The sequence below is a fragment of the Sphingomonas sp. genome (assembly GCF_017304615.1).
Lineage (GTDB): Bacteria > Pseudomonadota > Alphaproteobacteria > Sphingomonadales > Sphingomonadaceae > Sphingomonas.
On sequence record NZ_JAFKLZ010000002.1, the window covers coordinates 702,409 to 727,666 of the forward strand.

Here is a 25,258-nt window from a genome sequence, read left to right on the forward strand (position 1 = left end):
GGCTTCGCCAAACGCTTTCGAAAATTCGTGGATCGCGTTCTGGCGCTGCCGGGCATTGCCATGCTGACAATCGGCGGCGGCGCCGCGATCGTGCTGGCGACGATCATGGGACCGTTCGGGACGATCGACATGCTGCTTGGCCAGCGCTTCGGATTCTGGGCGGTGCTGATCGGCTGGAACCTGGTCAAGTGGCTGGCCTGGTTCGCGTGGACGGTCCGCAAGCCGCAGGACTGGCCCCGCGCCAGCGCGATCGGCGCGGTCGTGATCAACCTGCCACTCCCGCTCGAAATCCCCGCCGCCTTGTGGCTGTTCGGGGTGACGAGCGAGATCGACCCGGCGCGAACCTGGATCGAGGCAGGGGCGATCAGCCTGACCCTGTTCGTCGTCCTGTTCTTCGCCCGCCCGCGCCGCGCCGTCCCCGCCGCGCTGGCCGATGACGGCATCCTGTTCCGCGCCGGGGTCCGCGACCTGGCCGACGTTCAGGCCGTCACAGCCGAGGATCATTATTGCCGCCTCCATCTGGCGGGCGGGACCAAGCCGCTGATCCTCGCGCGCTTCGCCGATACGCTGGCCGAACTGGCCGGGATCGACGGGGAGCAGATCCATCGCGGCGTGTGGGTAGCCGCTGCCAGCGTCGACGGCGCGGTGCGCGACGGGCGCGCGTGGCGGCTCGTCCTGGCGGATGGCACGCGGCTGCCCGTAAGCGCCAGCTATCTCGCCATGGTCCGCCGGCGCGGCTGGTTGCGAATAAAGCCGGGTTTCGGGGTGGCGTAAGTCGTGCAGCGCCGGTAAGGGGCGCTCACACCGCAGACACAAGGACCCGCGCCCCGTTCATGCGCATCGCCATCGCGTCCGACCACGCCGCCGTCGCTCTCAAGGCGACGCTCGTCGCGTGGTTGCGTGACGCCGGGCACGACGTCGCCGACCTCGGCCCCCACGACACCGCCAGCGTCGATTATCCCGATTACGGCCACAAGCTCGCGCGCGCGATCGCGTCGGGCGAGGCGGAGCGCGGCGTCGCCTTATGCGGTTCCGGCATCGGCATTTCGATCGCGGTCAATCGCGATCCCGCGTGCCGTTGCGCCTTGGTGTCCGAACCCCTCTCCGCGGGCCTCGCCCGTGAACATAACGACGCCAACGTCATCGCGATGGGCGCTCGCCTGACCGGCGAGGGCATGGCGATCGCGTGCCTGCAAGCCTTCCTCGACACCCCCTTCGCCGGGGGCCGCCACCAGAACCGAGTCGACAAATTGTCGGCCAAGGAGCCCGTATGAGCAGCAACCCGACCACCCTCGCCGACGTCCAGCCCGACGGCTTCTTCACCCGCGGCCTCGCGGAAGCGGATCCCGCAGTGTTCGCCGGGGTCGAGCACGAACTGGCGCGCGAGCAGAACCAGATCGAGCTGATCGCGTCGGAGAATATCGTCTCCAAGGCGGTGCTCGAGGCGCAGGGGTCGGTGTTCACCAATAAATACGCGGAAGGGTATCCGGGCAAGCGTTACTACCAGGGCTGCCACCCGTCGGACGAGGTCGAGCAGCTTGCGATCGACCGCGCGAGGCAGTTGTTCGGCTGCGGCTTCGCCAACGTCCAGCCGCATTCGGGCGCACAGGCAAACGGCGCGGTGATGCTGGCGCTGACCAAGCCCGGCGACACGATCATGGGGCTCAGCCTCGACGCCGGAGGCCACCTGACCCACGGCGCCAAGGCCGCGATGTCGGGCAAGTGGTTCAACGCGGTGCAGTACGGCGTCACCCCCGACACCCACCTGATCGATTTCGACGAGGTCGAGCGGCTGGCGAAGGAGCATCGCCCCAAGCTGATCATCACCGGCGGCAGCGCCTATCCGCGCCAGATCGACTTCGCGAAGTTCCGCGCGATCGCCGATGAGGTAGGCGCGCTGTTCATGGTCGACATGGCGCACTTCGCCGGGCTGGTCGCGGGCGGTGTCCACCCGACGCCGTTCGGCCACGCGCACGTCGTCACCACCACGACGCACAAGACGCTGCGCGGTCCGCGCGGCGGTATGGTGATGACCGACGACGAGGCGATTGCGAAAAAGATCAACTCGGCGGTCTTCCCGGGCTTGCAGGGCGGCCCGCTCATGCACGTCATCGCCGCCAAGGCGGTCGCGTTCGGCGAGGCGCTGGAGCCGGGCTTCAAATCCTATGCCGCGGCGATCATCGAGAACGCCAAGGTATTGGCGGCGACGCTCGCCGAGCGCGGCTGCGCGGTCGTGTCGGGCGGCACCGACACGCACCTCGCGCTGATCGACCTGACCCCGCTCGGCGTGACCGGCAAGGACGCCGACGAAGCGCTCGAACGCGCGGGCATCACCTGCAACAAGAACGGCATCCCCAACGACCCGCTGCCCCCGGTCAAGACCAGCGGCATCCGCGTCGGCTCGCCCGCCGGCACCACCCGCGGATTCGGCCCCGCCGAGTTCCGCGAGATCGGCCATATGGTCGCCGACGTGCTCGACGGACTCGCTAAGAATGGCGAAGCCGGCGACGCGCAGGTAGAATTCGCTGTGCAGCAGCGTGTTAGTACGCTATGTCACCGGTTCCCGATCTACCAAGGATAGTTAGATGACCGAGAATCTGACCCGCATGTGCCCGCATTGCGACGCCGCATTGCCAGACGGCGCGAAATATTGCGCGAGTTGTGGCGCGTTCGTCGCCGGCGATGGCGAAAGCACCTACGAATCGGCCAAGACCTTCGTGATGAACAGCGCCGCCGAAGCCGAACAGGCCGCGCGCGGCCTGATGAAGAACGAGGATGCGCAGAAGATCGCCGGCGCGGCCGCGGTCGGCGCGGTGGCCGCGATCCTGCTCCCGATCTCGATGGCGACCGGCGCGCTGATCGGCGGCGGGATCATGGCGTATAACCGCTTCGCCAAGAAGGCGTGATCCGATAGGGGTCCGTCTGACCACCACTCACGACGGACCCCCTATCCATGCGTTGCCCGTTCTGCGGACATGAAGACAGCCAGGTCAAGGATTCGCGGCCGACCGAAGACGGCGCCGCGATTCGCCGCCGCCGCCAGTGCGAAGGCTGCGCCGCACGCTTCACGACGTTCGAGCGCATTCAGCTGCGCGAACTCGTCGTGCTCAAGAGCGAGGGCGCCGACGGCGTCAGGCGCGAACCGTTCGAGCGCGAGAAACTGCTCCGATCGATCGAGATCGCCGCGCGCAAGCGGCCGATCGAGGTAGTCCAGATCGAACGGCTGGTATCGGGCATCCAGCGCCAGCTAGAGACGCTGGGCGACGCCGAAGTTTCGTCGAAGAAGATCGGCGAACTGGTGATGGAAGGCCTCAAGGGCCTCGATTCGGTCGCCTATATCCGCTTCGCCAGCGTGTATCGCGATTTCAGCGAGGCCCGCGACTTCGAGGAATTCGCGGGCAATGTCAGCGAGATGGGGAAGCCCTAAACGGCTTGCGTGGCAGCCACGCTGGTGTGACGCGCGTGGGCATACTGGCTGGGCGACAAGCTCGCTGTCTGTCCCCGCCTCAACAGCAACAGATAGCCGCAAAGCGGATGAAGCTCCTCGGGATCGAGCTGCGCAAGCCGACGCTTGCCGACTCGCGCGTCGACGATGGCCAATGCTTGCATCAGCATGTCGTCACTCGCCAGCGCTTCATTGACAGGTGTGTTGTGCACGAAATCCCACAACGTCTCGTAGACTTGCTGCCGGCTACGCTCCCCATATGCCGTCAGCTGCTTGCGATACATCGGGTTAGCCGCAGGCTTAAAAATCAACTCGGGATTTTCAAGCGGCAGCAGGGCATCGGCGATGTAATGCGCCCGGTGCAGAAGTTGGCGATCACTTCGCCGTCGAGCGTCAGCCAGGCGTGCCCGCAACTGCAGTTGCCATATGCCGCGCCGTGAATATCGAGCCGCTTCTGCAACGGTTCTGCAAACCTCTCGACTATCAGCGACCGAAGTTTGCTCCATTGCATCAGGCAGCCTTCCGCAACTCCAACCTACCCCAGATCTCGACCAGCGCGTCGGTCAGGTCGCGCATCATGCCTTCGTCGTGCGTCGGTCCCGGCGTGAAGCGCAGCCGCTCGGTGCCGCGCGGGACCGTCGGGTAGTTGATCGGCTGGACGTACACGCCGTATTCGGCAAGCAGGATATCGCTGATCTTCTTGGCCTTCACAGGATCGCCGACCATCAGCGGCACGATGTGCGTGTCGCCCATCATCACCGGCAGTCCGGCGTCGGCCATCATGCCCTTGAGCTTTGCGGCCGAGGCCTGTTGCGCGTCGCGTTCGGCGCTCGACGACTTCAAATGCCTGACGGAAGCCAGGACGCCCGCGACCAGCACCGGCGACAGGCTGGTGGTGAAGATGAAGCCGGGCGCATAGGAGCGGATCACGTCGATGATCGTCTGGTCGGCCGCGATATAGCCGCCCATCACGCCGAACGCCTTGCCCAGCGTCCCCTCGATGATCGTCAGGCGATGCGCGACGTCGTCGCGCTCCGAAATGCCGCCGCCGCGCGGGCCGTACATGCCCACCGCATGCACTTCGTCGAGATAGGTCAGCGCATTGTACCGGTCGGCCAAGTCGCAGATCGCGCCGATCGGGGCGATGTCGCCCTCCATCGAATAGACGCTTTCGAACGCGATCAGCTTGGGGGTCGAAGGATCCTCGGCGGCGAGCAGTTCCTCGAGATGCGCAAGGTCATTGTGCCGGAACACGCGCTTTTCGCATCCCGAATTGCGGATGCCCGCGATCATGCTCGCGTGGTTCAACTCGTCCGAGAAGATCACGCAACCGGGCAGGATCTTGCCCAGCGTCGCCAGCGTGGCCTCGTTGGAGACATAGCCGCTGGTGAACAGCAGCGCGCCTTCCTTGCCGTGCAGGTCGGCGAGTTCGGCCTCCAGATCGACATGATAATGCGTATTGCCGCCGATATTGCGCGTGCCGCCCGAACCGGCGCCGACATCGTGCAACGCTTCCTCCATCGCCGCGATCACCTTTGGGTGCTGGCCCATCGCGAGATAATCGTTCGAGCACCACACCGTGATCGGCTTCGGCCCGTTATGCCCGGCGAAACAGCGCGCATTGGGGAACATCCCCTTGTTGCGCAAAATGTCGATGAAGACGCGGTATCGCCCTTCCTCGTGCAGCCGATCGATCGCCTGGGTGAAGACGCGGGCATAGTCGACGGGGCGTGTGCTGGTGTCGCTCATGATCGGCCCCGTTAGCGCGTGTTCGTCCGCTTTTCCATTGCCAATGCGGGGGAGGGTTGGCGGTGCGACGGCTTGCCTTGCATCAATGACACGTGTGCTGACTTATCGTATGAAAGCGTCATTGCCGTCGATCGCCACTAGCATGACGTCAACTGAGAGTAATTGGAAAGCTCCCGCTTGCGTTGAGGAGCAACACTATGCCCACCCATAACAATCCCATAGCCGCCGATCGGGAGTATCTTGCCAAGCGCGAGGAGCAGTCGCGACTCGCGGCGGCGCGCTCCGCCGATCCGGCCGCACGGCGCGCGCACGAGACCTTGGCCAAGGGCTATGCGGCGCGGCTGCGTGCGGAGATGCCTGCCGCCAACTAAAGCGCTTCGATTCGATCGATGCCGTAGCGCGCCAACGCGGGCACGAGTCGGCGTTCCGCCTCGCCAAAGCGCGTGAACACCGCTCGATTCTCGAGTGATCCCGGCCATTCCTGGCCTTGCGTCAGATGCGCGACTCGGCGTGCGATGCCGGGCGCGCCATCGACGAATCGCACCGGGTGCGGTTTGGCCGCTGAAAGTTCGTCCACGACCAGCGGGAAATGCGTGCAGGCGTTGACGATCACGTCGATGCGGTCGCCGCCCGGCTGGCCGAACAGCCCCGCGACCGCATCGCGATAGGCCGCCGGATCGGTCGGCTCGCCGTGCAGTTTCGCTTCTGCCAGTTCGACCAGCGCTGCCGCGCCGTGGCGCAGCACCAGGCAATCGCTTGCGAACCGCGCCGCGAGATCGTCGACATAGGGCTGGCGCACCGTCGCCTCGGTACCGAGCACGCCGATGACGCGCGTCTCGCTCATCCCGGCGGCGGGCTTGATCGCGGGCACGGTGCCGACGATCGGCACGTCGAGCGCGGCGCGGACATGCTGGAGCGCGATGGTCGATGCGGTGTTGCACGCGATCACGATCAGCCTCGGATCGAACCGTTCGGCCAGCCGCCCGAGCAAGGCCGGTACGCGCGCCGCAATCTCCGCCTCGCTCTTGGTGCCATAGGGAAACCCGGCCGAATCGGCGACATAGACCAAGCTGGCCTGGGGCAGCTGGTCGCGCACCGCCGCCAGCACCGACAGCCCACCGACGCCTGAATCGAACAACAGGATCGGCCGCTTGTCCATACGCCAAGCCGTGGACCGTCGATCTCTTCCGATCAAGATCATTGGCGGCGAGCGGAGGCCTGTTCTATAGGCGTAATGACTGGGGGTGAGCTTTGCCGACCGAGTATCTGTGGGCGGCGCCGGCGGGCGCGATGCTGCTGGGCTATCTGCTCGGCTCGATCCCCTTCGGGGTGATCCTGACGCGTGCGTTCGGCGCGGGCGACCTTCGCCAGATCGGATCGGGCAATATCGGCGCGACCAACGTGCTGCGCACCGGGCGCAAGGGGCTGGCGGCGGCGACGTTGGTCCTGGACGGAGCGAAGGGCGCGCTGGCCGTCGTTATCGCCGCTCACGTCTTTCCCGGTGAGGAAATTCCCGCCGCGGCCGCCGCGTTCCTTGGGCACCTCTATCCGATCTGGCTCAAGTTCAAGGGCGGTAAGGGCGTCGCGACCCTGCTCGGCATCTGCCTCGCGCTTTGCTGGCCGATCGGACTGACCTTCGCGGTGGTCTGGCTCGGGTTGCTCGCGCTGCTGCGGATTTCGTCGGTGGCGGGAATGACCGCCGCATTGTCGACGCCGATCGCCGCGGCGTTGCTCGGCAAATTCGACTTCGTGCTGCTGCTGATCGCGCTGGCGGCGCTGGTGCTGTGGAAGCATCGCGCCAATATCGACCGCTTGTTCGCCGGGACCGAGCCGCGCGTCGGCGGGAAGAAGGATGGCTGATCCGCGCATCCCGCGCCTGAGGTTGATCCGCACGCCAGGCATCGGGCCGATCACCTATCGCCAGCTGATCGCCCGGTTTGGCGGCGCGGAAGCGGCAATAGAGGCATTGCCCGACCTCGCCGCACGGGGCGGCGGTCGCGCGCCGAAGGTCGCGGACACAAGCCTCGCCGAGCGCGAGATCGCGACGACGGAGAAGCTCGGCGCGGGCTACCTGTTCCTCGACGATCCCGATTATCCGCCATTGCTCGCCGAACTGGACAACGCCCCCGCCGCGATGACGCTGCGCGGCGATCTGTCGCTGACCAGGCGCACCACCGTCGCGATGGTCGGCGCGCGCAATTCCTCCGCCGCCGCGTGCCGGTTCGCGCGCGGGCTGGCGGTCGAGCTGGGGCGCGAGGGCGTGGTCGTCGTTTCCGGCCTGGCGCGCGGCCTCGACACCGCCGCGCACCACGGATCGCTCGCCACCGGGACGGTCGGCGTGATCGCGAGCGGCATCGACATTTCGTTCCCGCCGGAGAATCGCAACTTGCAGGAAGCGGTGGCGGAGCAAGGCTTGCTGATCGCCGAACAGCCACCGGGCATGGAGCCGCTCGCACGCAATTTTCCGCACCGCAACCGTATCATTGCCGGGCTGTCGATCGGCACCGTGGTGGTCGAGGCCGCTCTCAAATCGGGCTCGCTGATCACCGCGCGGCTGGCGAACGAGGCCGGGCGTGACGTCATGGCGGTGCCGGGCAGCCCGCTCGATCCGCGCGCGCAGGGATGCAATCAGTTGATCCGCGACGGCGCTATCCTGATCCAGTCCGCCGCCGACATCCTAGAATCGATCCGCCCGATCGACGCCCGTATGGTGCGCAGCCCCGCCAGCAGCTTTGACGCCATGCCGCCGACCGACCCGGGCGACGCCGAACGCCGCGCGATCGCCGGTCTGCTCGGCCCCGTTCCCGTCGCGACCGACGAACTGATCCGCCAGTCCGGTCTGTCGCCCGCGATGGTCGCCACGGTGTTGCTCGAACTCGAACTCGCGGGCAGGCTGGAACGCCACGCCGGGGGAAGGTTGAGCCTGACATGACCGCGAGACACGCGACCTGGCTGTTCCGCGGCGCGGCGATCTATGGTCTGATCCTGCTCCTGCCGATGTATGTCCTGGAAAAGGTCGCGGCCGCGCCGGATCCTGCGTTCGCGCATCCCGAATATTATTACGGCTTCGTCGGCGCCGCGGCGGCGTGGCAGCTGGTCTATTGGGTGATCGGGGGTGATCCGGTCCGCTATCTCGCGTTCATGCCGCTCGGCGTGATCGCCAAGTTCGGTTTCTGGGTCCCGACGGCATTGCTGTGGTTGAACGGGCGCACGCCGACCTCCACCTTTATCCTGACCAACGGCGACCTGATCCTCGGGATCGCCTTCTTCATCGCCTGGCGGACCCTCAAGACGCCCGCTTGACGACCCCGTTTTCCACTCTCCATCCTCGCGCGTACACGTAAGGACGCTTTTTTAGACCCATGCAGCTCGTCATCGTCGAATCGCCCGCCAAGGCGAAGACCATCGAAAAGTATCTCGGCTCGGACTATCGCGTCCTCGCGAGCTACGGCCATGTCCGCGACTTGCCGCCCAAGGACGGATCGGTGAATCCCGATGAGGGCTTCGCGATGGATTGGGAGAATTATCCCGACAAGGCCAAGCAGCTGAAGGCGATCACCGACGAGGCGAAGAAGGCCGACCGCCTGATCCTCGCGACCGACCCCGATCGTGAGGGCGAGGCGATTTCGTGGCACGTCCAGGAAGTGCTGCGCGGCCGCCGAGCGCTGCCCAAGGATGTGCAGCGCGTCACGTTCAACGCCATCACCAAGGCAACCGTGACCGAAGCGATGCAGCATCCGCGCGAACTGGACGAGGATCTGATCGACGCCTATCGCGCCCGCCGCGCGCTCGATTACCTGGTCGGCTTCACGCTCTCGCCCGTTCTCTGGCGCAAGCTGCCCGGCGCGAAATCAGCCGGCCGCGTCCAGTCGGTCGCGTTGCGCCTGATCGTCGATCGCGAGCGCGAAATCGAAGCGTTCGTCGCGCAGGAATATTGGTCGGTCGCCGCGACGCTCGAACAGGACGGCACCAGCTTCACCGCGCGGCTGGTCAAGTGGAACGGCGACAAGATCGACCGTCTGACGATCGGCGCCGAGGGTGACGCCATGAAGGCGAAGGCGGACGTCGAGAACGGCCGCTTCACCGTCCAGTCGGTCGAGACCAAGCCCGCGACGCGCAACCCGCCGCCGCCCTTCACCACCTCGACCCTGCAGCAGGAGGCGGCGCGCAAGCTCGGCTTCTCCGCCAGCCACACGATGCGGATCGCGCAGGGGCTCTACGAAGACGGCGCGATCACTTACATGCGGACCGACGGCGTGCAGATGGACGGCAGCGCGATTTCCGCCGCGCGCAACGCCATCACCAATCGCTATGACGCGAGCTACGTCCCCGACAAGCCGCGCATGTATCAGTCCAAGGCGAAGAACGCGCAGGAAGCGCACGAGGCGATCCGGCCGACCGATTTCGCCAAGGATCGCGCGGGCTCGGGAGACCATGCCCGGCTCTACGACCTGATCTGGAAGCGCGCGATGGCGAGCCAGATGGCGTCGGCCCGCATGGAGCGCACGACGATCGACCTCGCCGACGGCACCGGCCGCCACGGGCTGCGCGCGACGGGCCAGGTCGTGATCTTCCCCGGCTATCTCGCGCTGTACGAGGAGGGCCAGGACGACGAGGCGGACGAGGAATCGCGCCGCCTGCCGCGGCTGCGCGACGGCGACGTGCCGGCGAAGCGCGACGTCACCGCCGAACAGCATTTCACCCAGCCGCCGCCGCGCTTCTCCGAAGCGTCGCTGGTCAAGCGGCTCGAGGAACTCGGCATCGGGCGGCCGTCGACCTATGCCTCGACGATCCAGGTGCTCAAGGACCGCGACTACGTCCGCGTCGAAAAGAACCGCTTCTTCGCCGAGGAATCGGGACGGCTGGTAACGGCGTTCCTCGAACGCTTCTTCGAACGCTACGTCAGCTACGATTACACCGCGGGCCTGGAGGACGAGCTCGACGAAATCTCGGGCGGCCGCGCGCAGTGGCAGGCGGTGCTCGAGGCGTTCTGGCGCGACTTCAAGCCACGCACCGCCGAGGTGATGGAATTCAAGCCGTCCGAGGTCACGGCGCAGCTCGATCAGTTCCTCGCGCCATATCTATTCCCCGAAAAGGCCGATGGCGGCGACCCGCGCCTGTGCCCCAATTGCGGGCAGGGGCAGCTGGCGTTGCGCGGCGGCAAGTTCGGCGCGTTCATCGCCTGCTCCAACTATCCCGAGTGCAAATACACCCGCCGCTTCGCACAGGCCGGCGCGCAGGGCGAGGACACGGGGCCGGAAGGTCTGGGCAAGGATCCCGCGACGGGGCTGGAGGTCGAGCGCAAATCGGGGCGGTTCGGGCCGTATATCCAGCTCGGCGAGGGCAAGGACGCCAAGCGCGCGTCGATCCCGAAGGACATTCCCGAACTCGACCTCGAATGGGCGCTCAAGCTGCTGAGCCTGCCGCGCGAGGTCGGCCTGCATCCCGAAAGCGGCAAGCCGATCACCGCGTCGATCGGGCGTTATGGCCCCTACCTGGCGCACGACGGCAAGTACGCGCGGCTGCAATCGACGATGGAAGTGTTCGAGACCGGCATGAACGCTGCCGTCGTCAAGCTGGCCGAAGCGGCGGCGAACGGGGGCCGGCCGGCGCGCGGCAGCCAGGCGCCGCTCAAGGTGCTGGGCGCGCACCCGCGCACCGAGGCCGAGATCAAGCTGATGGAGGGCCGCTATGGCGCGTACGTCACCGACGGCACGACCAACGCGACACTCCCCAAGTCGATCGACAAGGACGCGCTGACGCTGGAGGAAGCCGCGCAACTGATCGACGCGCGCGCCGCGGCGGCCCCGGCGAAGGGCAAGCGCAAGGCGGCGAAAAAAGCGCCAGGGAAGAAGAAGGCCGCGCCGAAGAAGGTGAAAGCGAACAGCTAACCCCCGTAGCGCTCCTGCGAAGGCAGGAGCTTGGGGTTGCGCACCGCGAACTATCCAGGGCTCCTGCCTTCGCAGGAGCACGGAGTAGCTGGCTACGCCGCGCGGCGGCTCGTATCGCTCAGCCACGCCCGGGCGCGAGTCTGCGCTTCGGCGATTTCTCGTGCGGTCATTTCGTCGGCGACCTCGGCGCGGCAGTAGCGCGCGCTTTCATGCCCCCCGCGCGATGCGGCGATATTGAACCATTTATGCGCTTCGACGAGGTCGATCCTGACGCCGTTGACGCCAGTCGAATAATCCACCCCCAGGTCGTAACACGCATCCCAGTCACCGCGCGCGGCATCGCGCAGGCGGCTCTCGATCAGAAACTGCGCACTCTTCAGGCTGCTGCCCATACGCCAACCCCTTTTGTCCCTTGGCCGAATCAGATTGGCCGGGAAGGGGTCAACAAATGGTTAACGCGATTTAACCGTGTTTTTCAGGGTGCTATCGGAAGATTATCGATCAGCCGCGTGGTGCCGATCCGCGCCGCGGCGAGCAAGCGGCGGGGCTGCCCGGCGATCGGCGCGCCCAATGTCGCCGCATCGACCAGTTCGACATAGTCGGTCACGAACCCGGCTGCGGCGAGTGACGCCATGGCGGCATCGATTGCGCCGTCTTCCCCCGCCTCGATCGCGCGCTTGGCTTCGGTCAGCGCGCGGGGCAGCGCCACCGCCCGCGCTCGTTCGTCCGCCGAAAGGTATGCGTTGCGCGACGACAGCGCCAAGCCATCGTCCTCGCGTACCGTCGGCACGCCGATGATCGTCAGCCCCATGTCGAGATCGGCGACCATCCGCCGGATCACCGCGAGCTGCTGGAAATCCTTTTCCCCAAAATAGGCGGCGTCGGGGCGCACCTGATTGAACAGTTTCGACACGACCGTCGCGACGCCATCAAAATGCCCCGGCCGCGCCGTGCCGTCCAACCCGTCGCTGACCCCCGAGACCGACACGTTGGTCGCGAACCCCGCCGGATACATCTCCTCCACCCCGGGCATCCACAGTAAGTCGCAGCCATGCTCGGTCAGCAATTTGGTGTCCGCCTCCGCCGGGCGCGGATAGCGCGCGAGGTCCTCGTTCGGGCCGAACTGCTTGGGATTGACGAAGATCGACGCGACCACCTTCGCCCCCGTCGCCCGCGCCGCTTCGACCAGCGCCATGTGCCCGGCGTGGAGCGCGCCCATCGTGGGGACCAGCGCGACCGCCGCGCCGTCGCCGCGCAACGCCGCAACCGCGCGTCTCAAATCGGACAGATGATGGACGACCTGCACGGCATTTGACCCTTCGACAGTTGGCGTTTCGCCTGTAATGGGTGGGCGAGAGTTCACGCAACCAAGGTCAGCATGGCGGACGCCCGCAAACCCCACACGATCGTCTTCGCCAACGAAAAGGGCGGCACCGGCAAGTCGACCACCGCGGTCCATGTCGCGATCGCGCTGCAATCGCGTGGCGCGCGCGTCGCCGCGCTCGACCTCGACCATCGCCAGCAGACGATGGCGCGCTATTTCGAGAACCGCCAGGCGACCGAGAAGCGTACCGGCCGCGAACTGCCCACCCCGAAGTTCGCGGCGCACGACGGCGAGAGCCTCGCGCGCTTCACCGAATTGCTCGAGCAACTCGATCAGGACGCCGATTTTCTGGTGATCGACACGCCCGGCCGCGACGATCGCTTCGGCCGGATGGCGGCGGCGCGCGCCGATACGCTCGTCACGCCGATGAACGACAGCTTCGTCGACTTCGACCTGATCGGCCAGGTCGATCCCGACAGTTTCAAGGTGACGCGGCCGAGCTTCTATTCCGAACTGATCTGGGACGCGCGCAAGGCGCGAGCGAAGTCGGATGGCGCGACGATCGACTGGGTCGTGCTGCGCAACCGCCTCCAGCATATCGAGGCGCGCAACATGCGCCGCGTGTCGGAGGCGCTCGACCAACTCGCGAAGCGTGTCGGCTTTCGCATTATCCCGGGCCTCGGCGAGCGCGTGATCTATCGCGAGCTGTTCCCCAAGGGGCTGACGATGATCGACAGCCGCGAGTTCGGCGAGATGGGCTTGAGCCACGTCGCCGCGCGGCAGGAGCTGCGCGAGATGATGGCGGCGCTGGCGCTCCCCGAACCGGCGCTTCCGCTCTTCGCGTGATCTGGAAGCTGCTCCTCGCGCTGGCGGTCGCGTGGTGCGGCTGGTGGTTGTGGCAGGGACCGAAACGGGTGCACACGACGGGTAAGCGGCGCGACGTTCCGCCGCCGCCGCCGCCCGACCGCGCCGACGCGCTCGGCATTCTCGGGCTCGGCGTGGGCGCGAGCGAGGCCGACATCCGTGCCGCGCATCGCCGCCTGCTCCTTGCCGTTCATCCAGATCACGGCGGTTCGGCCGAACTCGCGCAGCGCGTCAACGCCGCGCGGGATACGTTGCTCAAAGGCCAGGATTGAACTTTTCGCGTCCCAGACCGATTGGGGCGGAAACCCTTTCACGACAGGAAGCCTCATGACTCATCGCTTCGATCCCTCCTCCCTGCGCGAATACGATATTCGCGGGATCGTCGGCAAAACGCTGTCGACCGACGATGCCCGTGCGATCGGCCGTACGTTCGGCACCGTGCTGCGTCGCGCCGGCGGGACGCGAGTCGCGGTCGGACGCGATGGGCGCACTTCGTCGCCGGCGATGGAGGAGGCGCTGGTCGCCGGCCTGGTCACTTCAGGCGTCGATGTCGTGCGGACCGGCATGGGCCCGACTCCGCAGCTATATTATGCCGAGGCGGAGCTGGAGGTGGATGGCGGCATCCAGATAACCGGCAGCCATAACCCCGCAGAGTATAACGGCTTCAAGATGGTGCTGCAGCATCGCCCGTTCTTTGGCGAGGATATCCAGAAGCTGGGCCAGTTGGCGGCGGACGGCGACTGGGAGGAAGGCGAGGGCACCGTGACGGACGTCGACATCGTCGACGATTATGTCGGGCGCTTGATGGCGGGCTATGCCGGCGGCGCGTATCGGATCGGCTGGGATGCGGGCAACGGCGCCGCCGGCCCGGTGATCGAGAAGCTCACCAAGCTCCTGCCGGGTGAGCATCACCTGCTGTTTACCGAGGTGGACGGCAATTTTCCCAACCATCATCCCGATCCGACCGAGGAAAAGAACCTCGCGCATCTGAAAACGCTCGTCGCGGAGAAAAGCCTCGATTTCGGCATGGCTTTCGACGGCGACGGCGACCGGATCGGCGCGATTGACGGCGAGGGCCGCGTGATCTGGGGCGACCAGATTCTCTCCATTCTGGCCGAACCTGTGCTGAAGGAACTGCCCGGCGCGACGATCATCGCCGACGTGAAGGCCAGCCAGGCGCTCTACGACCGCATCGCCGAACTCGGCGGCGAGCCGCTGATGTGGAAGACCGGGCATTCGCTGATCAAGACCAAGATGAAGGAAACCGGGTCGCCGCTCGCGGGCGAAATGTCGGGCCACATCTTCTTCGCGCACGATTTCTACGGCTTCGACGATGCGCAATACGCCGCGGTCCGGCTGATCCGCGCGGTGCACATGATCGGCAAGTCGATGACCAAGATCAAATCGGCGATGCCGGTGATGGTCAACACGCCCGAAATGCGCTTCCAGGTCGACGAACGCCGCAAGTTCGCGGTGATCGAGGAAGTGCTCGCACGGTTGAACGACGAAGGCGCCGAGGTCGACCGCACCGACGGCGCGCGCGTGAACACGGCGGACGGCTGGTGGCTGCTCCGCGCGTCGAACACGCAGGACGTGCTCGTCGCGCGCGCCGAGGCGAAGGACCAGGCCGGGCTCGACCGCTTGCTGGCGCAGATCGACGCGCAACTTGCGGCAAGCGGACTGGTGCGCGGGCCGCAAGCGGCGCACTAACTGGCATTTAGCGCGTGGAAGGCCCATTTGGAACTATGGCCTCCTCCCCTTCGATCATCCGCGTCATCGACCTCGAAACCACCGGCGAGACACCCGGCGTGCATGGGGTGTGCGAGGTCGGCTGGCAGGACGTCGCGCTCGGGCCGGATGGGCGGTGGGAATTATATGGCGAGGGCGGCAGCCGGCTGGTCAACCCGGGCCGCCCGATCCCGCCGATCACGCAAGCGATCCACCACATCCTCGACGAACAGGTCGCCGACGCGCCGCTCTGGATCGATGTCGGACGCCCGGTGCTCGATCCCTATCCGCGCCGCCTCGCGCTCGCCGCGCATCGCGCCGATTTCGAGATGAAGTTCTGCACCCCCAACATGACGCACGGCGCGGACTGGATCTGCACCTGGAAGTGCGCGATGCGGCTATGGCCGGACAGCCCGAGCTTCTCCAATCAAGTATTGCGCTACTGGCGCAAGCCGGAGGGGATGGATCACGAACGCGGGCTGCCCGCGCACCGCGCCTTTCCTGACGCCTATGTCACGGCGTTCCACTTGCGCGACATGCTCAACGAAGCGTCGGTCGCGCAATTGCTCGAATGGTCGAACCTGCCCGGACTGCTGCCGCGCGTGCGCTGGGGGCCGGACCGGGGCAAGGACTGGAAGGAGATTTCGGAGGAGAGCCTCACCAGCTTCCTGACCGACCGCGACCCCGACGTGCGCTTCACCGCGGATACCGAAGTCGCGCGGCGGCGCGGCGGCGGCGCGGTCGGTCGGCCGAACCTGCAGGGCATGTTGCTCTAGAAATCGACCGCGATGCCCTTCAGGGTCCAGTCGCCATAGCGCGTCGGATCGTCGCCAAGCGGGTCGTCCTTCGGTGTCTCGACCTTTTCAGGTTCGGGCACGGGCGGGCTGGGGTTTAGATAGGCGGGCGGCTTGGCGTTGGGCGGGCGGGGCATAACGTCCTCGTGACGGTGCGGCGTTGCGATGCGCGCCGTAACCGGCCACATGGGCCGGTGATGATCGGTCTTCAAGCATGAACCAGCCGCTTCCCCCCGGCGTTCCCGCGCGTCAGGCGGCGCTGCGCCTGCTCGACGCGGTGATGCGGCGGGGCGAAACGATCGAGCAAGCGGCAGGCCGCACGCTTGCGTCTTTGCGCGCCGACAACGACCGCGCCCTCGCCCGCGCGATCGCTGCCGAGGTGCTACGGCATTTGCCCGATCTCGACGCGCTGATCGATTCGGCGACACAGCGCCCCTTGCCCGACGACGCCAAGGCGCGATTTGCGTTACGCATCGCCCTTGCGCAGATGCTCGCGCTCGGCACGCCCAGCCATGCCGCGATCGCCACCGTGTTGCCTCTGGTCGATGGCGGCCCGCGCAAGCTGGTCCATGGCGTGTTCGGCACGCTCAGCCGGCGCGGTGTGACCTTGCCCAATCCACCGGCGCTTCCCGCCGCCACCGCCGATCGCTGGGCAGAGCAATGGGGCGAGGACATGGTCGCCGCCGCGGCCCGCGCGATGGCGACGCCGCCGCCGCTCGACCTCACCCTGAAGGGAGAGGAGGGTCCCGACGGCCTCACGCTTCTGCCCGGCCACCGCCGGCTGCCGCGCGGCACCGCGATCCCCGATCTGCCCGGTTACGATGCGGGTGCGTGGTGGGTGCAGGACATCGCCGCCTCGCTCCCCGCGCGCTTGCTCGGCAAGGGTCCCGGAGCCGCCATCGACGCCTGCGCCGCGCCGGGCGGCAAGTCGATGCAGCTTGCCGCCGCCGGCTGGCGCGTCACCGCGATCGACATCGCCGAAAGTCGTCTCGCGCGACTTCGCGCCAATCTCGAGCGCACCGGTCTGTCCGCCGACATCGTCGCGGGAGACGCGACGCGCTGGAGTTCCCCCGCACCGGTCGACGCCATCCTGATCGACGCGCCCTGCAGCGCGACCGGCATCTTCCGCCGTCATCCCGACGTGATCCACCGCGTCCATCCCGCGCTGATCGATCAGATGAGCGACCTCCAGCGCCACTTGCTCGCGCACGCCGCCGGCTGGCTGAAGAAGGGTGGGCGGCTGGTATATGCGACCTGCTCGCTCGAACGCGCGGAGGGCGAGGAGCAAGTCGCGTCCTTCCTGTCGGCCAACCGCGATTTCGCGATCGATCCAGTGGTCCAGAATGAACTCCCCGCCGGCATCGCGCCCGTGCCGGAGGGGTGGGTCCGGATCCTGCCCGGCGCACTCGAAGAAGCGGGCGGCTGCGACGGCTTCTTCATTGCCCGATTCGTGCGCGCCGGATAGAGCCGCCTGATGCAGCAGCCCGTCCGCATCGCCCCGTCGATCCTCAGCGCCGATTTCGCCAAACTGGGCGAGGAAGTCCGCGCGATCGACCGGGCGGGGGCAGACTGGATCCATGTCGATGTGATGGACGGCCATTTCGTCCCCAACATCACGATCGGACCGCAAGTGGTAAAGGCGATCCGACCGCACACCGCCAAGCCGCTCGACGTCCATCTGATGATCGCGCCGGTCGATCCGTATCTCGACCAGTTTGCCGAAGCGGGCGCCGACACGATCAGCATCCATGTCGAGGCCGGGCCGCACACGCACCGCAGCCTTCGCCACATCCGCAGCCTGGGCAAGCGCGCCGGGGTCGTGCTGACCCCCCAGACCCCAGCCAAGTCGCTCGATTACTTGCTCGAGGAAGTCGATCTCGTCCTCATAATGAGCGTCAATCCGGGCTTCGGCGGACAAAGCTTCATCGAATCGTCGCTGCGCAAGATCGAGGCGGTGCGGTCGATGATCGACAAGCAAGGTCTGACCGTCGATCTCGAAGTCGATGGTGGGATCGACCGCGTCACCGCGCCCCGCGCAATCGCCGCCGGTGCGGACGCGCTGGTCGCCGGCACCGCGACGTTCAAGGGCGGCCCGGACGCCTATGCCGCCAACATCGCTGCGTTGAGGGGCGGGTGAGCGACGAGGACACGCCCCAGGACGGCATCGAGGAAGGCAAGCGGCTAATCCGCCAAGGCGGCAGCGGGGGCCTTTCGCTGGCGGAGCGCGTGTCCGAACGCTTTCGCCGCCTGGCCTGGCGCACGCCGCTCCACGCTTTCCGCCTGCGGGGGCGTCATCCGCTCAAGCTTGTCGCGGTGCCCGAGGATCCGTTCATCGGCGATCCCCGGCGCGGCAACGCCTTGCTCGAAGGCCGCGTGATGTTCCGTGGGGAGAGCGTCGCGTTCGACGATCTCGACTTTGCCAAGCCGAACTGGTCGCCCGCATTCGGCGATTATGTCCACGGCTTCGCGTGGCTGCGCGATCTCGCCACCGTCGCGCCGCGCGCGATCGGGGTACCCGTCGCCGAAGCGCTGATGCGCGCGTGGCTGGCGATCCATGCCGAAAAGATCGGTGAGCCGGCCTGGAATGCGGAGATGTGGGGCAGGCGCATCCTGCACTGGACCGCGCACGCGCCGCTCATCCTGTCGTCTTCCGACCTGATTTATCGCAGCCTCGTGCTCAACACGCTCGCCCGGGGCGCGCGGCACCTCGATCGCGTGGCGGACAAGGCGCCCGCCGGGTTGCCAAGGGTTGCGGCGTGGTGTGGCGTGATCGCGGCGGGGCTGCTGATCCCCGGCGGCGACACGCGGCGCCAGATCGGCGAGGACGGCCTGACCCGCGCGATCGAGCAGGCAGTGTATGAGGATGGCGGCGTCGTCGCACGCGCGCCCTATGTCCAACTCGACATCATCATGCTGCTGACGATGCTGCGCGCGGTTTACGACACGCGGCGGCTCGCACCCCCAGCAGCTTTGTCCGCCGCGCTGGGGCGGATGGTTCCGGCCCTGCAGGGCGTGTGTCACGCCGACCATGGCCTGTCGAGCTGGCAGGGCGGAGGACCGGTGCGGTCCGAACGGATCGACGAGGTCGTTGCCGCGACCGGCGTGCGTGCGCGCCCGCTGCGCCAGGCGCGCGACTGGGGGTATCAGCGGCTTGCTCAGGGGGAGGCAGTGGTAATCATGGACGCCGCCCCGCCACCGATTGCGCGGCTGGCCGCTGGCGGCTGCGCCTCAACGCTGGCGTTCGAGATGTCGGACGGCCCCGAGCGACTGGTGGTTAATTGCGGCGGGGCGCGCGCGGCGATCGCACAGATTCCTCACGCGCTTGCCGATGGCCTACGCACCACCGCCGCGCATTCGACCCTGGTGGTCGGCGACAGCAATTCGACCGCAATCCACGCCGACGGCACCTTCGGGCGCGGCGTCGCCGAAGTGGAGCAAGCACGACAGGAATCGGCCGGGGGCAGCCGAATCGAGGCGAGTCACGATGGCTATGTCCGACGCTTCGGCTTCCTCCATCGCCGTCAGTTGCTGCTTGCCGCCGACGGTCGTGAATTGCGCGGCGACGACATGCTGCTGCCCGCCGGACGGCGACGCAAGAACGCCGCGAACACGTTCGCCATCCGCTTCCACCTCGGCCCCGGCGTCGAGGCCGCGCCGACCGCTGACGGCATGGCGGCACTTCTTCGCTTGCCCTCGGGAAAGCTGTGGCAATTCCGTTGCCGCGGCGGCGGCCTGACGATCGAGGAAAGCCTGTGGATCGACCCCGACGGACGGCCGGTCTCGACACAGCAACTCGTCGTCCTCGGCGAAGCGACAGCGGGTGGCGAAAGCATCGCATGGGCCTTGAAGCGCGCAACCTGAACCGCCATTGGGGCGCCACCACCCCCCTCAGGAGCCGAACATGCCGACCGACATCGTCCCGATCAGACGCGCGTTGCTGTCCGTGTCCGACAAGATCGGGATCGTCGATTTGGCGAAGGCGCTGGCGGCGCAGGGGGTCGAATTGGTGTCGACCGGCGGCACCGCGACGGCGCTGCGCGATGCCGGGCTGACGGTGCGCGACGTGTCCGACCTGACCGGCTTCCCAGAGATGATGGACGGGCGAGTCAAGACGCTCCACCCCATGGTGCATGGCGGCCTGCTCGCGGTGCGGGACGACGCCGCGCACGCAGCGGCGATGGACGAACACGGCATAGGCGCGATCGATCTGGTGGTGGTGAACCTCTATCCGTTCGCGCAGACGGTCGCGAAGGGGGCGGGCCGCGACGAGATCATCGAGAATATCGATATCGGCGGCCCGTCGATGGTGCGTTCGGCCGCCAAGAACCATGCCTTCGTCGCAATCGTCACCGATCCGGCCGACTATGCTACGATCGCGCGCGGCGAAACGACGCTTGAGGAGCGCCGCAAGCTCGCCGCCAAGGCGCTCGCCGCGACCGCGACTTATGATTCGATGATCGCGAGCTGGTTCGCGTTCGCCGATCAGGGCGAGCGTTTCCCGCAGACGCTGCCTTTGGTGCTCGAGCGGTCGGGCGAGGAACTGCGCTACGGCGAAAACCCGCACCAGGCCGCCGCTTTCTACGCCACGACCGGTCCTGCGGCGCGCGGCATCGGCCAGGCGCGCCAGGTCCAGGGCAAGGCGCTCAGCTACAACAATCTCAATGATGCCGACGCCGCGCTCGAGTTGATCGCCGAATTCCGCGACGCCGATCCGACCTGCGTCATCGTCAAGCACGCCAATCCCTGTGGCGTCGCCATCGCCGCGACGCTGGCCGAAGCCTATGAGGCGGCGTTCGCGTGCGACACCGTGTCGGCGTTCGGCGGGATTATCGCCGTCAATCGCCCGCTCGACGCCGCCACGGCGCAGGCGATCACCGGGATCTTCACCGAGGTCGTCGTCGCGCCCGACGCCGATGCGGAAGCGGTCGAACTGTTCGCGGCGAAGAAGAACCTGCGCCTGCTACTGACCGGCGAACTACCCGACGCGCGCCGTCCCGGGCTGACCGCCAAATCGATCACCGGCGGCTGGCTGGTCCAGAGCCGCGACAATGGATCGATCGACGACGATGCCCTGCGCGTCGTCACCAAGCGCCAGCCGAGTCCACAGGAACTCGCGGATTGCCGCTTTGCCTGGACCGTCGCCAAGCACGTCAAGTCGAACGCCATCGTCTACGCCAAGGACGGCGCCACCGCCGGCGTCGGTGCGGGACAGATGAATCGGCTCGAAAGCGCCCGGATCGCCGCTTGGAAGGCGAAGGACGCCGCCGACAAGGCGGGTTGGGCCGAGCCGCGCACGATCGGCTCGGCAGTAGCATCGGACGCGTTCTTTCCCTTTGCCGATGGCTTGTTAGCGGCCGTTGAAGCCGGGGCGACGGCGATCATTCAGCCAGGCGGATCGATCCGCGACGACGAGGTAATTGCAGCAGCGGACCAAGCGGGCCTCGCGATGATCTTTACGGGAATGCGCCATTTCAGGCACTAATTCGCCTGAAGCAGAAACCCAGTTCCGGGTCGGCCAGCCCGCTCGCGCGCCGCGCCGCACGCCGCGCAAACGCTAGTGTGCCTTTCTTCCGCCCCACACTGTTGAGCGGATGCGTCGCTGCCTCGCGCAGGATCGCGGCGTCATAGCGATCCGCAATGATCACGCCTGACCGTTCCGGCAGGAACGCCTCGCCATGTAGCGGACCGTGATCGAACCCCGCTGGCACCGCCCAGAAGAAGCGGTCGCAATGATCGAGATAGTCGAACCACTTGCCGTCACCGAGCAGGTCGGCGCGCGACACCTTGATTTCGACAATGACGATCTGGCCGCGCGCGTCGATTGCCATGATGTCCGCGCGCCGCCCGCCATCGAGTGGAACTTCGGTCATCGCCGCCAGATCGTGGCGCGCGAGCATGCGAATAACGCCGCGCGCGACATCATGCGCGCACAGCGCCTCATCATGGGTTGGAGAACAACGGGGAGACGCGTCGAGCATCTCCCCGCTCTAGAACATTACGCGAACGCAGGGAAGTCCCGCGCCATCACCGGAAGAAAATGTGGTTGCCGATCGTCGCGACACGCGCGCGGTTCCAGCTCGGCGAAACGCGGCGAGCGTGGAAATAAAGCGCGTTGGACGCGGGGCTGTCCCAGATGTCCGCCATCGCCACCTTCGCGATCGCGGTTGCGGTGCGATATTGCTGGCCGGCCGGCGCGTCGGGGATGCGGCCGCCGCGAACGAACGAGAACTGGCCGGGCTGCCTGACCACCGAACAGATCGTCTTGGGGAAACGCCCCGACGTCGTGCGGTTGATGATCACTTCGGCGACCGCGAGTTGGCCCGAGAGCGGCTCACCTTTCGATTCGAAATACACCGCATCCGCCAGGCATTCCAGCTCGTCGCTCATCGCGCCGCCCATGTCCTGCGCCGCCACGGCGGCGGCCAGGCTGGCGAAGGCAAGGCCGGGAGCGGACGCCGGCGACGTTGCGACCGACACTTCGTCCGGTGCGGGATCGGTAGCGGGTTTGAGCGTTGCGGTCGGAACCGGAACGGTGTCCGGGAGGTTTTCAATGGCCGGGATGACGGTCACGGCTGCCGCGACGGGCATGCGGGTCAGATCCCAGGCCTTGCTGGGGCTGCTCATCCCGAGCAGCGCGAATAGAGTGACGCCAATCGCCACGGGAACCGTGGCGCGAGAGAAGAACGACATTCAACTTGCTTAAGTGCGGTTGGCGCGCGGACTCGGTCTAATGTCTTTAACGACGACCGATCCGGACAACCCCCCGACTGCGTAACCGTAAGGGATCGCACCCCGTCACGACACAACGCGAACTATAGTGGCGTTGCCTGTGGGTTGTGCGGTGCAGCAAGTCAATCCGTTAAGATCGTTTCAGCGACGAATCGTTCTGCCGCTGCGACATCCACCTCCACTACCCATAGATCGGGATCGCTCCTGCGACGCCGTATCCAGTAGTCGGTGACTTCCTGCAATTCGCCGGAAGGCCCGGTGGAGATCAGCGCGACGCGTCCGTCGGGACCGATTCCGCGCTCCAGAAGGCGCGGATGTTCACCACGTTCCTGCGCGACGATAAGGATCGCCCCAGCGGTCGGATCGCCTTTCGCCAGTACCGTCACGACCCCGCCTTCGACACTGGCGCGCCGAACCAGTGCATTGACCAAAGCACCGCTGGCGATCCGAGCGCTCAGCCGAAATATCCCGGCAGGCCGGCGAGCGGGATCGACGATCGCATGAACGTGCCGGTGCCGCGCGCGGCTTCCTCGCCATCGGCATCGATCAATCGCGCCTCGCCAACGAACACGCGTCGTTGCCCGCTGACCCATCGGCCCTCGGCGACCACGGGACCCGCTTTCAGCGGGCGCTGGAACAACAGGTTGAACGCCGTGGTCAGTAGGAAGCGATCGGTTACCAGGCTGTTGCAGGCATAGAAAGCGGCGTCGTCGAGCATCTTGAAATAGCTCGTCCCATGCGCCGCGCCGCCCGCGTGATAGTGGTCCTGCTCGATCTTGAAGCTGATCCGCGCGACTCCCGCCTCCGGAATGGTTAGGCGCGATTGAAACAGCCGGTTGATCGGTGCGGCATCATAAAGCGATTCGAGCGCCCGGAAATGGGCGCCCGCTCCTGATTCTGAAGCACCCGCTTCAGGCGGCATCCCGCGCCTCGTCGCGCGCGAGCAGCACATACATCGCGTCCTTGGATCCGGCGCCGCGCAGCTTGGCGACGAACTGGCCGTCGCGCAGCGCGCGCGACACGCGCGCCAACGCCTTGAGATGGTCTGCGCCAGCACCAGGCGGCGAAAACAGGGCGACGACCAGGTCGACCGGCAGCTCATCGACCGCGCCGACGTCGATCGGCTTGGCCAAAGTTGCCACGACACAGCGAATCGTGACCAGCCCGGCAACGCGCGCATGCGGGATCGCAACGCCGCCGCCGAAGCCGGTCGAGCCGAGCTTCTCGCGTTCGGTCAACGCGTCCGATGCCGTCTTGGCGTCAAGTCCGTAGGCGGTCGCCGCTAATAAGCCAAGCTGCTGGAACAATGCCTTTTTGCTCGCAACGGCCAACCCCCGGACGACAGCCTCCGGCCGGATCAGGTCCGACAGATCGTTCATCATCGTCCCGCCCGTTCAGCTTGCGCGCTGGGGCTCGACCCAGCCAATCGTGCCGTCGCCGCGGCGATAGACCATATTGTAAGCGCCGGTTCCCGAATTGCGGAACATCAGCGCCTGAGTGTTGCGCAGGTCGAGCATCATCACGGCATCGCTGACGCTTGCATCGGGGACATCGACGCGAGTCTCGGCGATGATCAGCGGAGCGTCGCCGGGTTCATCGTCCGTGGATTCCTGGAATAGGGTATAGCCGGCATCGTCATAGCCAGCCGCTTCGCCGCCATCGCCGCCGTCGACGCCCTTGCGGTCATTGAGGCGACGCATGTAGCGGCGTAGCTGCTTTTCGATCTTGTCGGCCGCGCCGACGAACGCGCCCTGCGCTTCATAGCCGTCGTTACGCGCCTTCAGGACGACCCCGCGCATCACGTGGGCAACAATGTCGCAAGTGAAACCGGCATCATGCGCGCCCTTGCCGAACGTGACTTGCGCAGAAATCGCGCGGGAAAAATACTTATCCGCAATCCCCTGGAGACGATCCTGCACCAGCCCCTGCAAAGCGTCGCCGGTTTCGACCTGATGTCCAGAGACACGGATATCCATCTTCTTTCTCCATCTTGGCTGGGCCGGCGCTGCTACGCTCGGCCCACGTCACGCGTCAACCGGACGCGTCGGCCCCCCAAAGCGGATTCTTCAATTTCCCGATAAACGCGGCGTGCCGCGCCAGTTCGTCCAGGTTCGGTGCGAAGATCCGCATCGGCCGCGGCTGCGCGGCGCGCGGATCGACCTCGAACACCGGCACCGTGGCTTCTTCGTCTTCGCTGACCAGCGTCAGCCCGATCTGGCGGCCGCCGGTCAGCTCAACATAGACCTGACACAGCAATTGCGCGTCGAGCAGCGCGCCGTGAAGCACGCGGTGGCTGCGATCGATGCCGTATCGCGTGCACAGCGCATCGAGCGAATGTTTAGCGCCGGGATGCCGCTGGCGCGCCATTGCGACGGTATCGATCATGCGGTCGAGCGAGATAATGTCGCGACCGAGCTTCTTGAGCTCGCCGTTCAGGAATCCGAAGTCGAAGGTCGCGTTGTGCGCGACCAGCATTGCGTCGCCGAGAAAGTCGAGCAAATCCTCGACCTTTTCGTGAAATCGCGGTTTGTCCGAAAGGAAGGCATCCGACAGGCCGTGAATGCGCTGCGCCTCGGCGGGCATTGGCCGTTCGGGATGAAAATAGGCGTGGAAGGTGCGGCCGGTTTCGACTCGGTTGATCATTTCGACGCAGCCGATTTCGACCAAGCGGTCGCCCGCGGCAAAGGACAGGCCAGTGGTCTCTGTGTCGAAAACGATTTCGCGCATTGATCCT

The 25,258-nt window shown here is 66.5% G+C and carries 31 protein-coding genes; 18 read left to right on the plus strand and 13 right to left on the minus strand.

The window, feature by feature from the left end:
• The first annotated feature begins 27 nt into the window (after positions 1-27).
• From J0J06_RS11645 to nrdR, 5 genes are read left to right on the plus strand one after another with little or no spacing between them, the layout of a single operon-like run.
• Positions 28-774, plus strand: coding sequence for a LytTR family DNA-binding domain-containing protein (locus J0J06_RS11645; RefSeq protein ID WP_294042092.1), 747 nt, complete (start codon positions 28-30; stop codon positions 772-774).
• A gap of 59 nt (positions 775-833) precedes the next feature.
• The gene (gene rpiB, locus J0J06_RS11650) at positions 834-1,274 is read left to right on the plus strand and encodes a ribose 5-phosphate isomerase B (RefSeq protein WP_294042094.1); all 441 of its coding nucleotides are present in this window, start codon (positions 834-836) and stop codon (positions 1,272-1,274) included.
• Positions 1,271-2,581, plus strand: coding sequence for a serine hydroxymethyltransferase (gene glyA, locus J0J06_RS11655; RefSeq protein ID WP_294042096.1), 1,311 nt, complete (start codon positions 1,271-1,273; stop codon positions 2,579-2,581). Before rpiB ends, glyA begins: the two co-directional genes overlap by 4 nt.
• A 4-nt stretch (positions 2,582-2,585) precedes the next feature.
• Positions 2,586-2,906, plus strand: coding sequence for a zinc ribbon domain-containing protein (locus J0J06_RS11660; RefSeq protein ID WP_294042098.1), 321 nt, complete (start codon positions 2,586-2,588; stop codon positions 2,904-2,906).
• Between the two features lie 47 nt (positions 2,907-2,953).
• Positions 2,954-3,427, plus strand: a complete 474-nt coding sequence (gene nrdR, locus J0J06_RS11665; protein WP_294042100.1) for a transcriptional regulator NrdR — start codon at positions 2,954-2,956, stop codon at positions 3,425-3,427.
• Here the strand turns inward: nrdR and J0J06_RS11670 are convergent.
• A complete protein-coding gene (locus J0J06_RS11670; RefSeq protein ID WP_294042102.1) occupies positions 3,424-3,951 on the minus strand; it encodes a hypothetical protein in 528 nt (175 codons plus the stop codon). The two genes, nrdR and J0J06_RS11670, sit on opposite strands and share 4 nt — an antisense overlap.
• Before the next feature lie 4 nt (positions 3,952-3,955).
• Positions 3,956-5,194, minus strand: a complete 1,239-nt coding sequence (gene hemA / locus J0J06_RS11675; RefSeq protein ID WP_294042103.1) for a 5-aminolevulinate synthase — start codon at positions 5,192-5,194, stop codon at positions 3,956-3,958.
• Between the two features lie 197 nt (positions 5,195-5,391).
• Between hemA and J0J06_RS11680 the strand changes: the two genes are divergently transcribed.
• Complete coding sequence (locus J0J06_RS11680) at positions 5,392-5,565, plus strand: hypothetical protein (RefSeq protein WP_294042105.1); 174 nt, start codon at positions 5,392-5,394, stop codon at positions 5,563-5,565.
• Here the strand turns inward: J0J06_RS11680 and murI are convergent.
• Positions 5,562-6,353, minus strand: coding sequence for a glutamate racemase (murI, locus tag J0J06_RS11685; RefSeq protein ID WP_294042106.1), 792 nt, complete (start codon positions 6,351-6,353; stop codon positions 5,562-5,564). The two genes, J0J06_RS11680 and murI, sit on opposite strands and share 4 nt — an antisense overlap.
• A gap of 92 nt (positions 6,354-6,445) precedes the next feature.
• Between murI and plsY the strand changes: the two genes are divergently transcribed.
• Genes plsY through topA form a run of 4 tightly spaced genes read left to right on the plus strand, consistent with a single transcriptional unit; the run spans position 6,446 to position 11,085 of the window.
• The gene (gene plsY, locus J0J06_RS11690) at positions 6,446-7,054 is read left to right on the plus strand and encodes a glycerol-3-phosphate 1-O-acyltransferase PlsY (protein WP_366931218.1); all 609 of its coding nucleotides are present in this window, start codon (positions 6,446-6,448) and stop codon (positions 7,052-7,054) included.
• Positions 7,047-8,126 (plus strand): DNA-processing protein DprA, encoded by a 1,080-nt coding sequence (gene dprA / locus J0J06_RS11695; protein WP_294042108.1) that lies wholly within the window; start codon positions 7,047-7,049, stop codon positions 8,124-8,126. The genes plsY and dprA overlap by 8 nt, the downstream gene beginning before the upstream one ends.
• Positions 8,123-8,497, plus strand: coding sequence for a hypothetical protein (locus tag J0J06_RS11700; RefSeq protein ID WP_294042110.1), 375 nt, complete (start codon positions 8,123-8,125; stop codon positions 8,495-8,497). The genes dprA and J0J06_RS11700 overlap by 4 nt, the downstream gene beginning before the upstream one ends.
• A 59-nt stretch (positions 8,498-8,556) precedes the next feature.
• Complete coding sequence (gene topA / locus J0J06_RS11705) at positions 8,557-11,085, plus strand: type I DNA topoisomerase (protein WP_294042112.1); 2,529 nt, start codon at positions 8,557-8,559, stop codon at positions 11,083-11,085.
• Positions 11,086-11,177: 92 nt separating this feature from the next.
• On the opposite strand, the gene J0J06_RS11710 is transcribed toward topA, so the two are convergent.
• Both J0J06_RS11710 and panC read right to left on the minus strand, forming a co-directional pair.
• Positions 11,178-11,477, minus strand: coding sequence for a hypothetical protein (locus tag J0J06_RS11710; RefSeq protein ID WP_294042114.1), 300 nt, complete (start codon positions 11,475-11,477; stop codon positions 11,178-11,180).
• Positions 11,478-11,560: 83 nt separating this feature from the next.
• Entirely contained in the window at positions 11,561-12,391 is an 831-nt protein-coding gene (panC, locus tag J0J06_RS11715) for a pantoate--beta-alanine ligase (protein ID WP_294042115.1), read from the minus strand.
• 72 nt (positions 12,392-12,463) lie between these two features.
• Between panC and J0J06_RS11720 the strand changes: the two genes are divergently transcribed.
• Genes J0J06_RS11720 through J0J06_RS11735 form a run of 4 tightly spaced genes read left to right on the plus strand, consistent with a single transcriptional unit; the run spans position 12,464 to position 15,777 of the window.
• Positions 12,464-13,255: a division plane positioning ATPase MipZ gene (locus tag J0J06_RS11720; protein WP_294042117.1), complete on the plus strand. Its 792-nt coding sequence runs from the start codon at positions 12,464-12,466 to the stop codon at positions 13,253-13,255.
• A complete protein-coding gene (locus J0J06_RS11725) occupies positions 13,252-13,545 on the plus strand; it encodes a DnaJ domain-containing protein (RefSeq protein ID WP_366931219.1) in 294 nt (97 codons plus the stop codon). The genes J0J06_RS11720 and J0J06_RS11725 overlap by 4 nt, the downstream gene beginning before the upstream one ends.
• 55 nt (positions 13,546-13,600) lie before the next feature.
• Positions 13,601-14,983, plus strand: a complete 1,383-nt coding sequence (gene pgmG, locus J0J06_RS11730) for a phosphoglucomutase/phosphomannomutase PgmG (protein ID WP_294042119.1) — start codon at positions 13,601-13,603, stop codon at positions 14,981-14,983.
• A 35-nt stretch (positions 14,984-15,018) separates the two neighbouring features.
• Positions 15,019-15,777 carry a 3'-5' exonuclease gene (locus J0J06_RS11735; protein WP_294042121.1) on the plus strand — a complete coding sequence of 253 codons (759 nt, stop codon included), beginning with the start codon at positions 15,019-15,021 and terminating at the stop codon, positions 15,775-15,777.
• Here J0J06_RS11735 and J0J06_RS11740 read toward each other — a convergent pair.
• On the minus strand, positions 15,774-15,932 hold the full coding sequence (locus J0J06_RS11740) for a DUF1674 domain-containing protein (protein WP_294042123.1): 159 nt from the start codon (positions 15,930-15,932) through the stop codon (positions 15,774-15,776). The genes J0J06_RS11735 and J0J06_RS11740 overlap by 4 nt on opposite strands.
• A 77-nt stretch (positions 15,933-16,009) precedes the next feature.
• On the opposite strand from J0J06_RS11740, the gene J0J06_RS11745 reads away from it, so the two are divergent.
• The 4 genes from J0J06_RS11745 to purH are packed head-to-tail and all read left to right on the plus strand — an operon-like array spanning position 16,010 to position 21,277.
• Positions 16,010-17,260 carry a transcription antitermination factor NusB gene (locus J0J06_RS11745; protein WP_294042125.1) on the plus strand — a complete coding sequence of 417 codons (1,251 nt, stop codon included), beginning with the start codon at positions 16,010-16,012 and terminating at the stop codon, positions 17,258-17,260.
• 9 nt (positions 17,261-17,269) lie between these two features.
• Entirely contained in the window at positions 17,270-17,932 is a 663-nt protein-coding gene (rpe, locus tag J0J06_RS11750) for a ribulose-phosphate 3-epimerase (protein WP_294042127.1), read from the plus strand.
• Positions 17,929-19,656 carry a heparinase II/III family protein gene (locus J0J06_RS11755; RefSeq protein ID WP_294042129.1) on the plus strand — a complete coding sequence of 576 codons (1,728 nt, stop codon included), beginning with the start codon at positions 17,929-17,931 and terminating at the stop codon, positions 19,654-19,656. Before rpe ends, J0J06_RS11755 begins: the two co-directional genes overlap by 4 nt.
• 40 nt (positions 19,657-19,696) lie before the next feature.
• Positions 19,697-21,277, plus strand: coding sequence for a bifunctional phosphoribosylaminoimidazolecarboxamide formyltransferase/IMP cyclohydrolase (gene purH, locus J0J06_RS11760; protein WP_294042131.1), 1,581 nt, complete (start codon positions 19,697-19,699; stop codon positions 21,275-21,277).
• Here purH and J0J06_RS11765 read toward each other — a convergent pair.
• The 7 genes from J0J06_RS11765 to dnaQ all read right to left on the minus strand — a co-directional run bounded on the left by J0J06_RS11765 (position 21,267) and on the right by dnaQ (position 25,251).
• Positions 21,267-21,773 carry an MmcB family DNA repair protein gene (locus J0J06_RS11765; protein ID WP_294042133.1) on the minus strand — a complete coding sequence of 169 codons (507 nt, stop codon included), beginning with the start codon at positions 21,771-21,773 and terminating at the stop codon, positions 21,267-21,269. The genes purH and J0J06_RS11765 overlap by 11 nt on opposite strands.
• 46 nt (positions 21,774-21,819) lie before the next feature.
• Positions 21,820-22,485 carry a cell wall hydrolase gene (locus tag J0J06_RS11770; RefSeq protein WP_294042135.1) on the minus strand — a complete coding sequence of 222 codons (666 nt, stop codon included), beginning with the start codon at positions 22,483-22,485 and terminating at the stop codon, positions 21,820-21,822.
• 161 nt (positions 22,486-22,646) lie between these two features.
• The gene (locus J0J06_RS11775; RefSeq protein WP_366931220.1) at positions 22,647-22,955 is read right to left on the minus strand and encodes a DUF1491 family protein; all 309 of its coding nucleotides are present in this window, start codon (positions 22,953-22,955) and stop codon (positions 22,647-22,649) included.
• Positions 22,956-22,978: 23 nt separating this feature from the next.
• A complete protein-coding gene (locus J0J06_RS11780; protein WP_294042137.1) occupies positions 22,979-23,446 on the minus strand; it encodes a PaaI family thioesterase in 468 nt (155 codons plus the stop codon).
• Entirely contained in the window at positions 23,436-23,903 is a 468-nt protein-coding gene (locus J0J06_RS11785) for a PTS sugar transporter subunit IIA (RefSeq protein WP_294042501.1), read from the minus strand. The genes J0J06_RS11780 and J0J06_RS11785 overlap by 11 nt, the downstream gene beginning before the upstream one ends.
• 15 nt (positions 23,904-23,918) lie before the next feature.
• Positions 23,919-24,500 carry a ribosome-associated translation inhibitor RaiA gene (gene raiA, locus J0J06_RS11790; protein ID WP_294042139.1) on the minus strand — a complete coding sequence of 194 codons (582 nt, stop codon included), beginning with the start codon at positions 24,498-24,500 and terminating at the stop codon, positions 23,919-23,921.
• Positions 24,501-24,555: 55 nt separating this feature from the next.
• Positions 24,556-25,251 (minus strand): DNA polymerase III subunit epsilon, encoded by a 696-nt coding sequence (gene dnaQ, locus J0J06_RS11795; RefSeq protein ID WP_294042141.1) that lies wholly within the window; start codon positions 25,249-25,251, stop codon positions 24,556-24,558.
• Positions 25,252-25,258 lie beyond the last annotated feature (7 nt).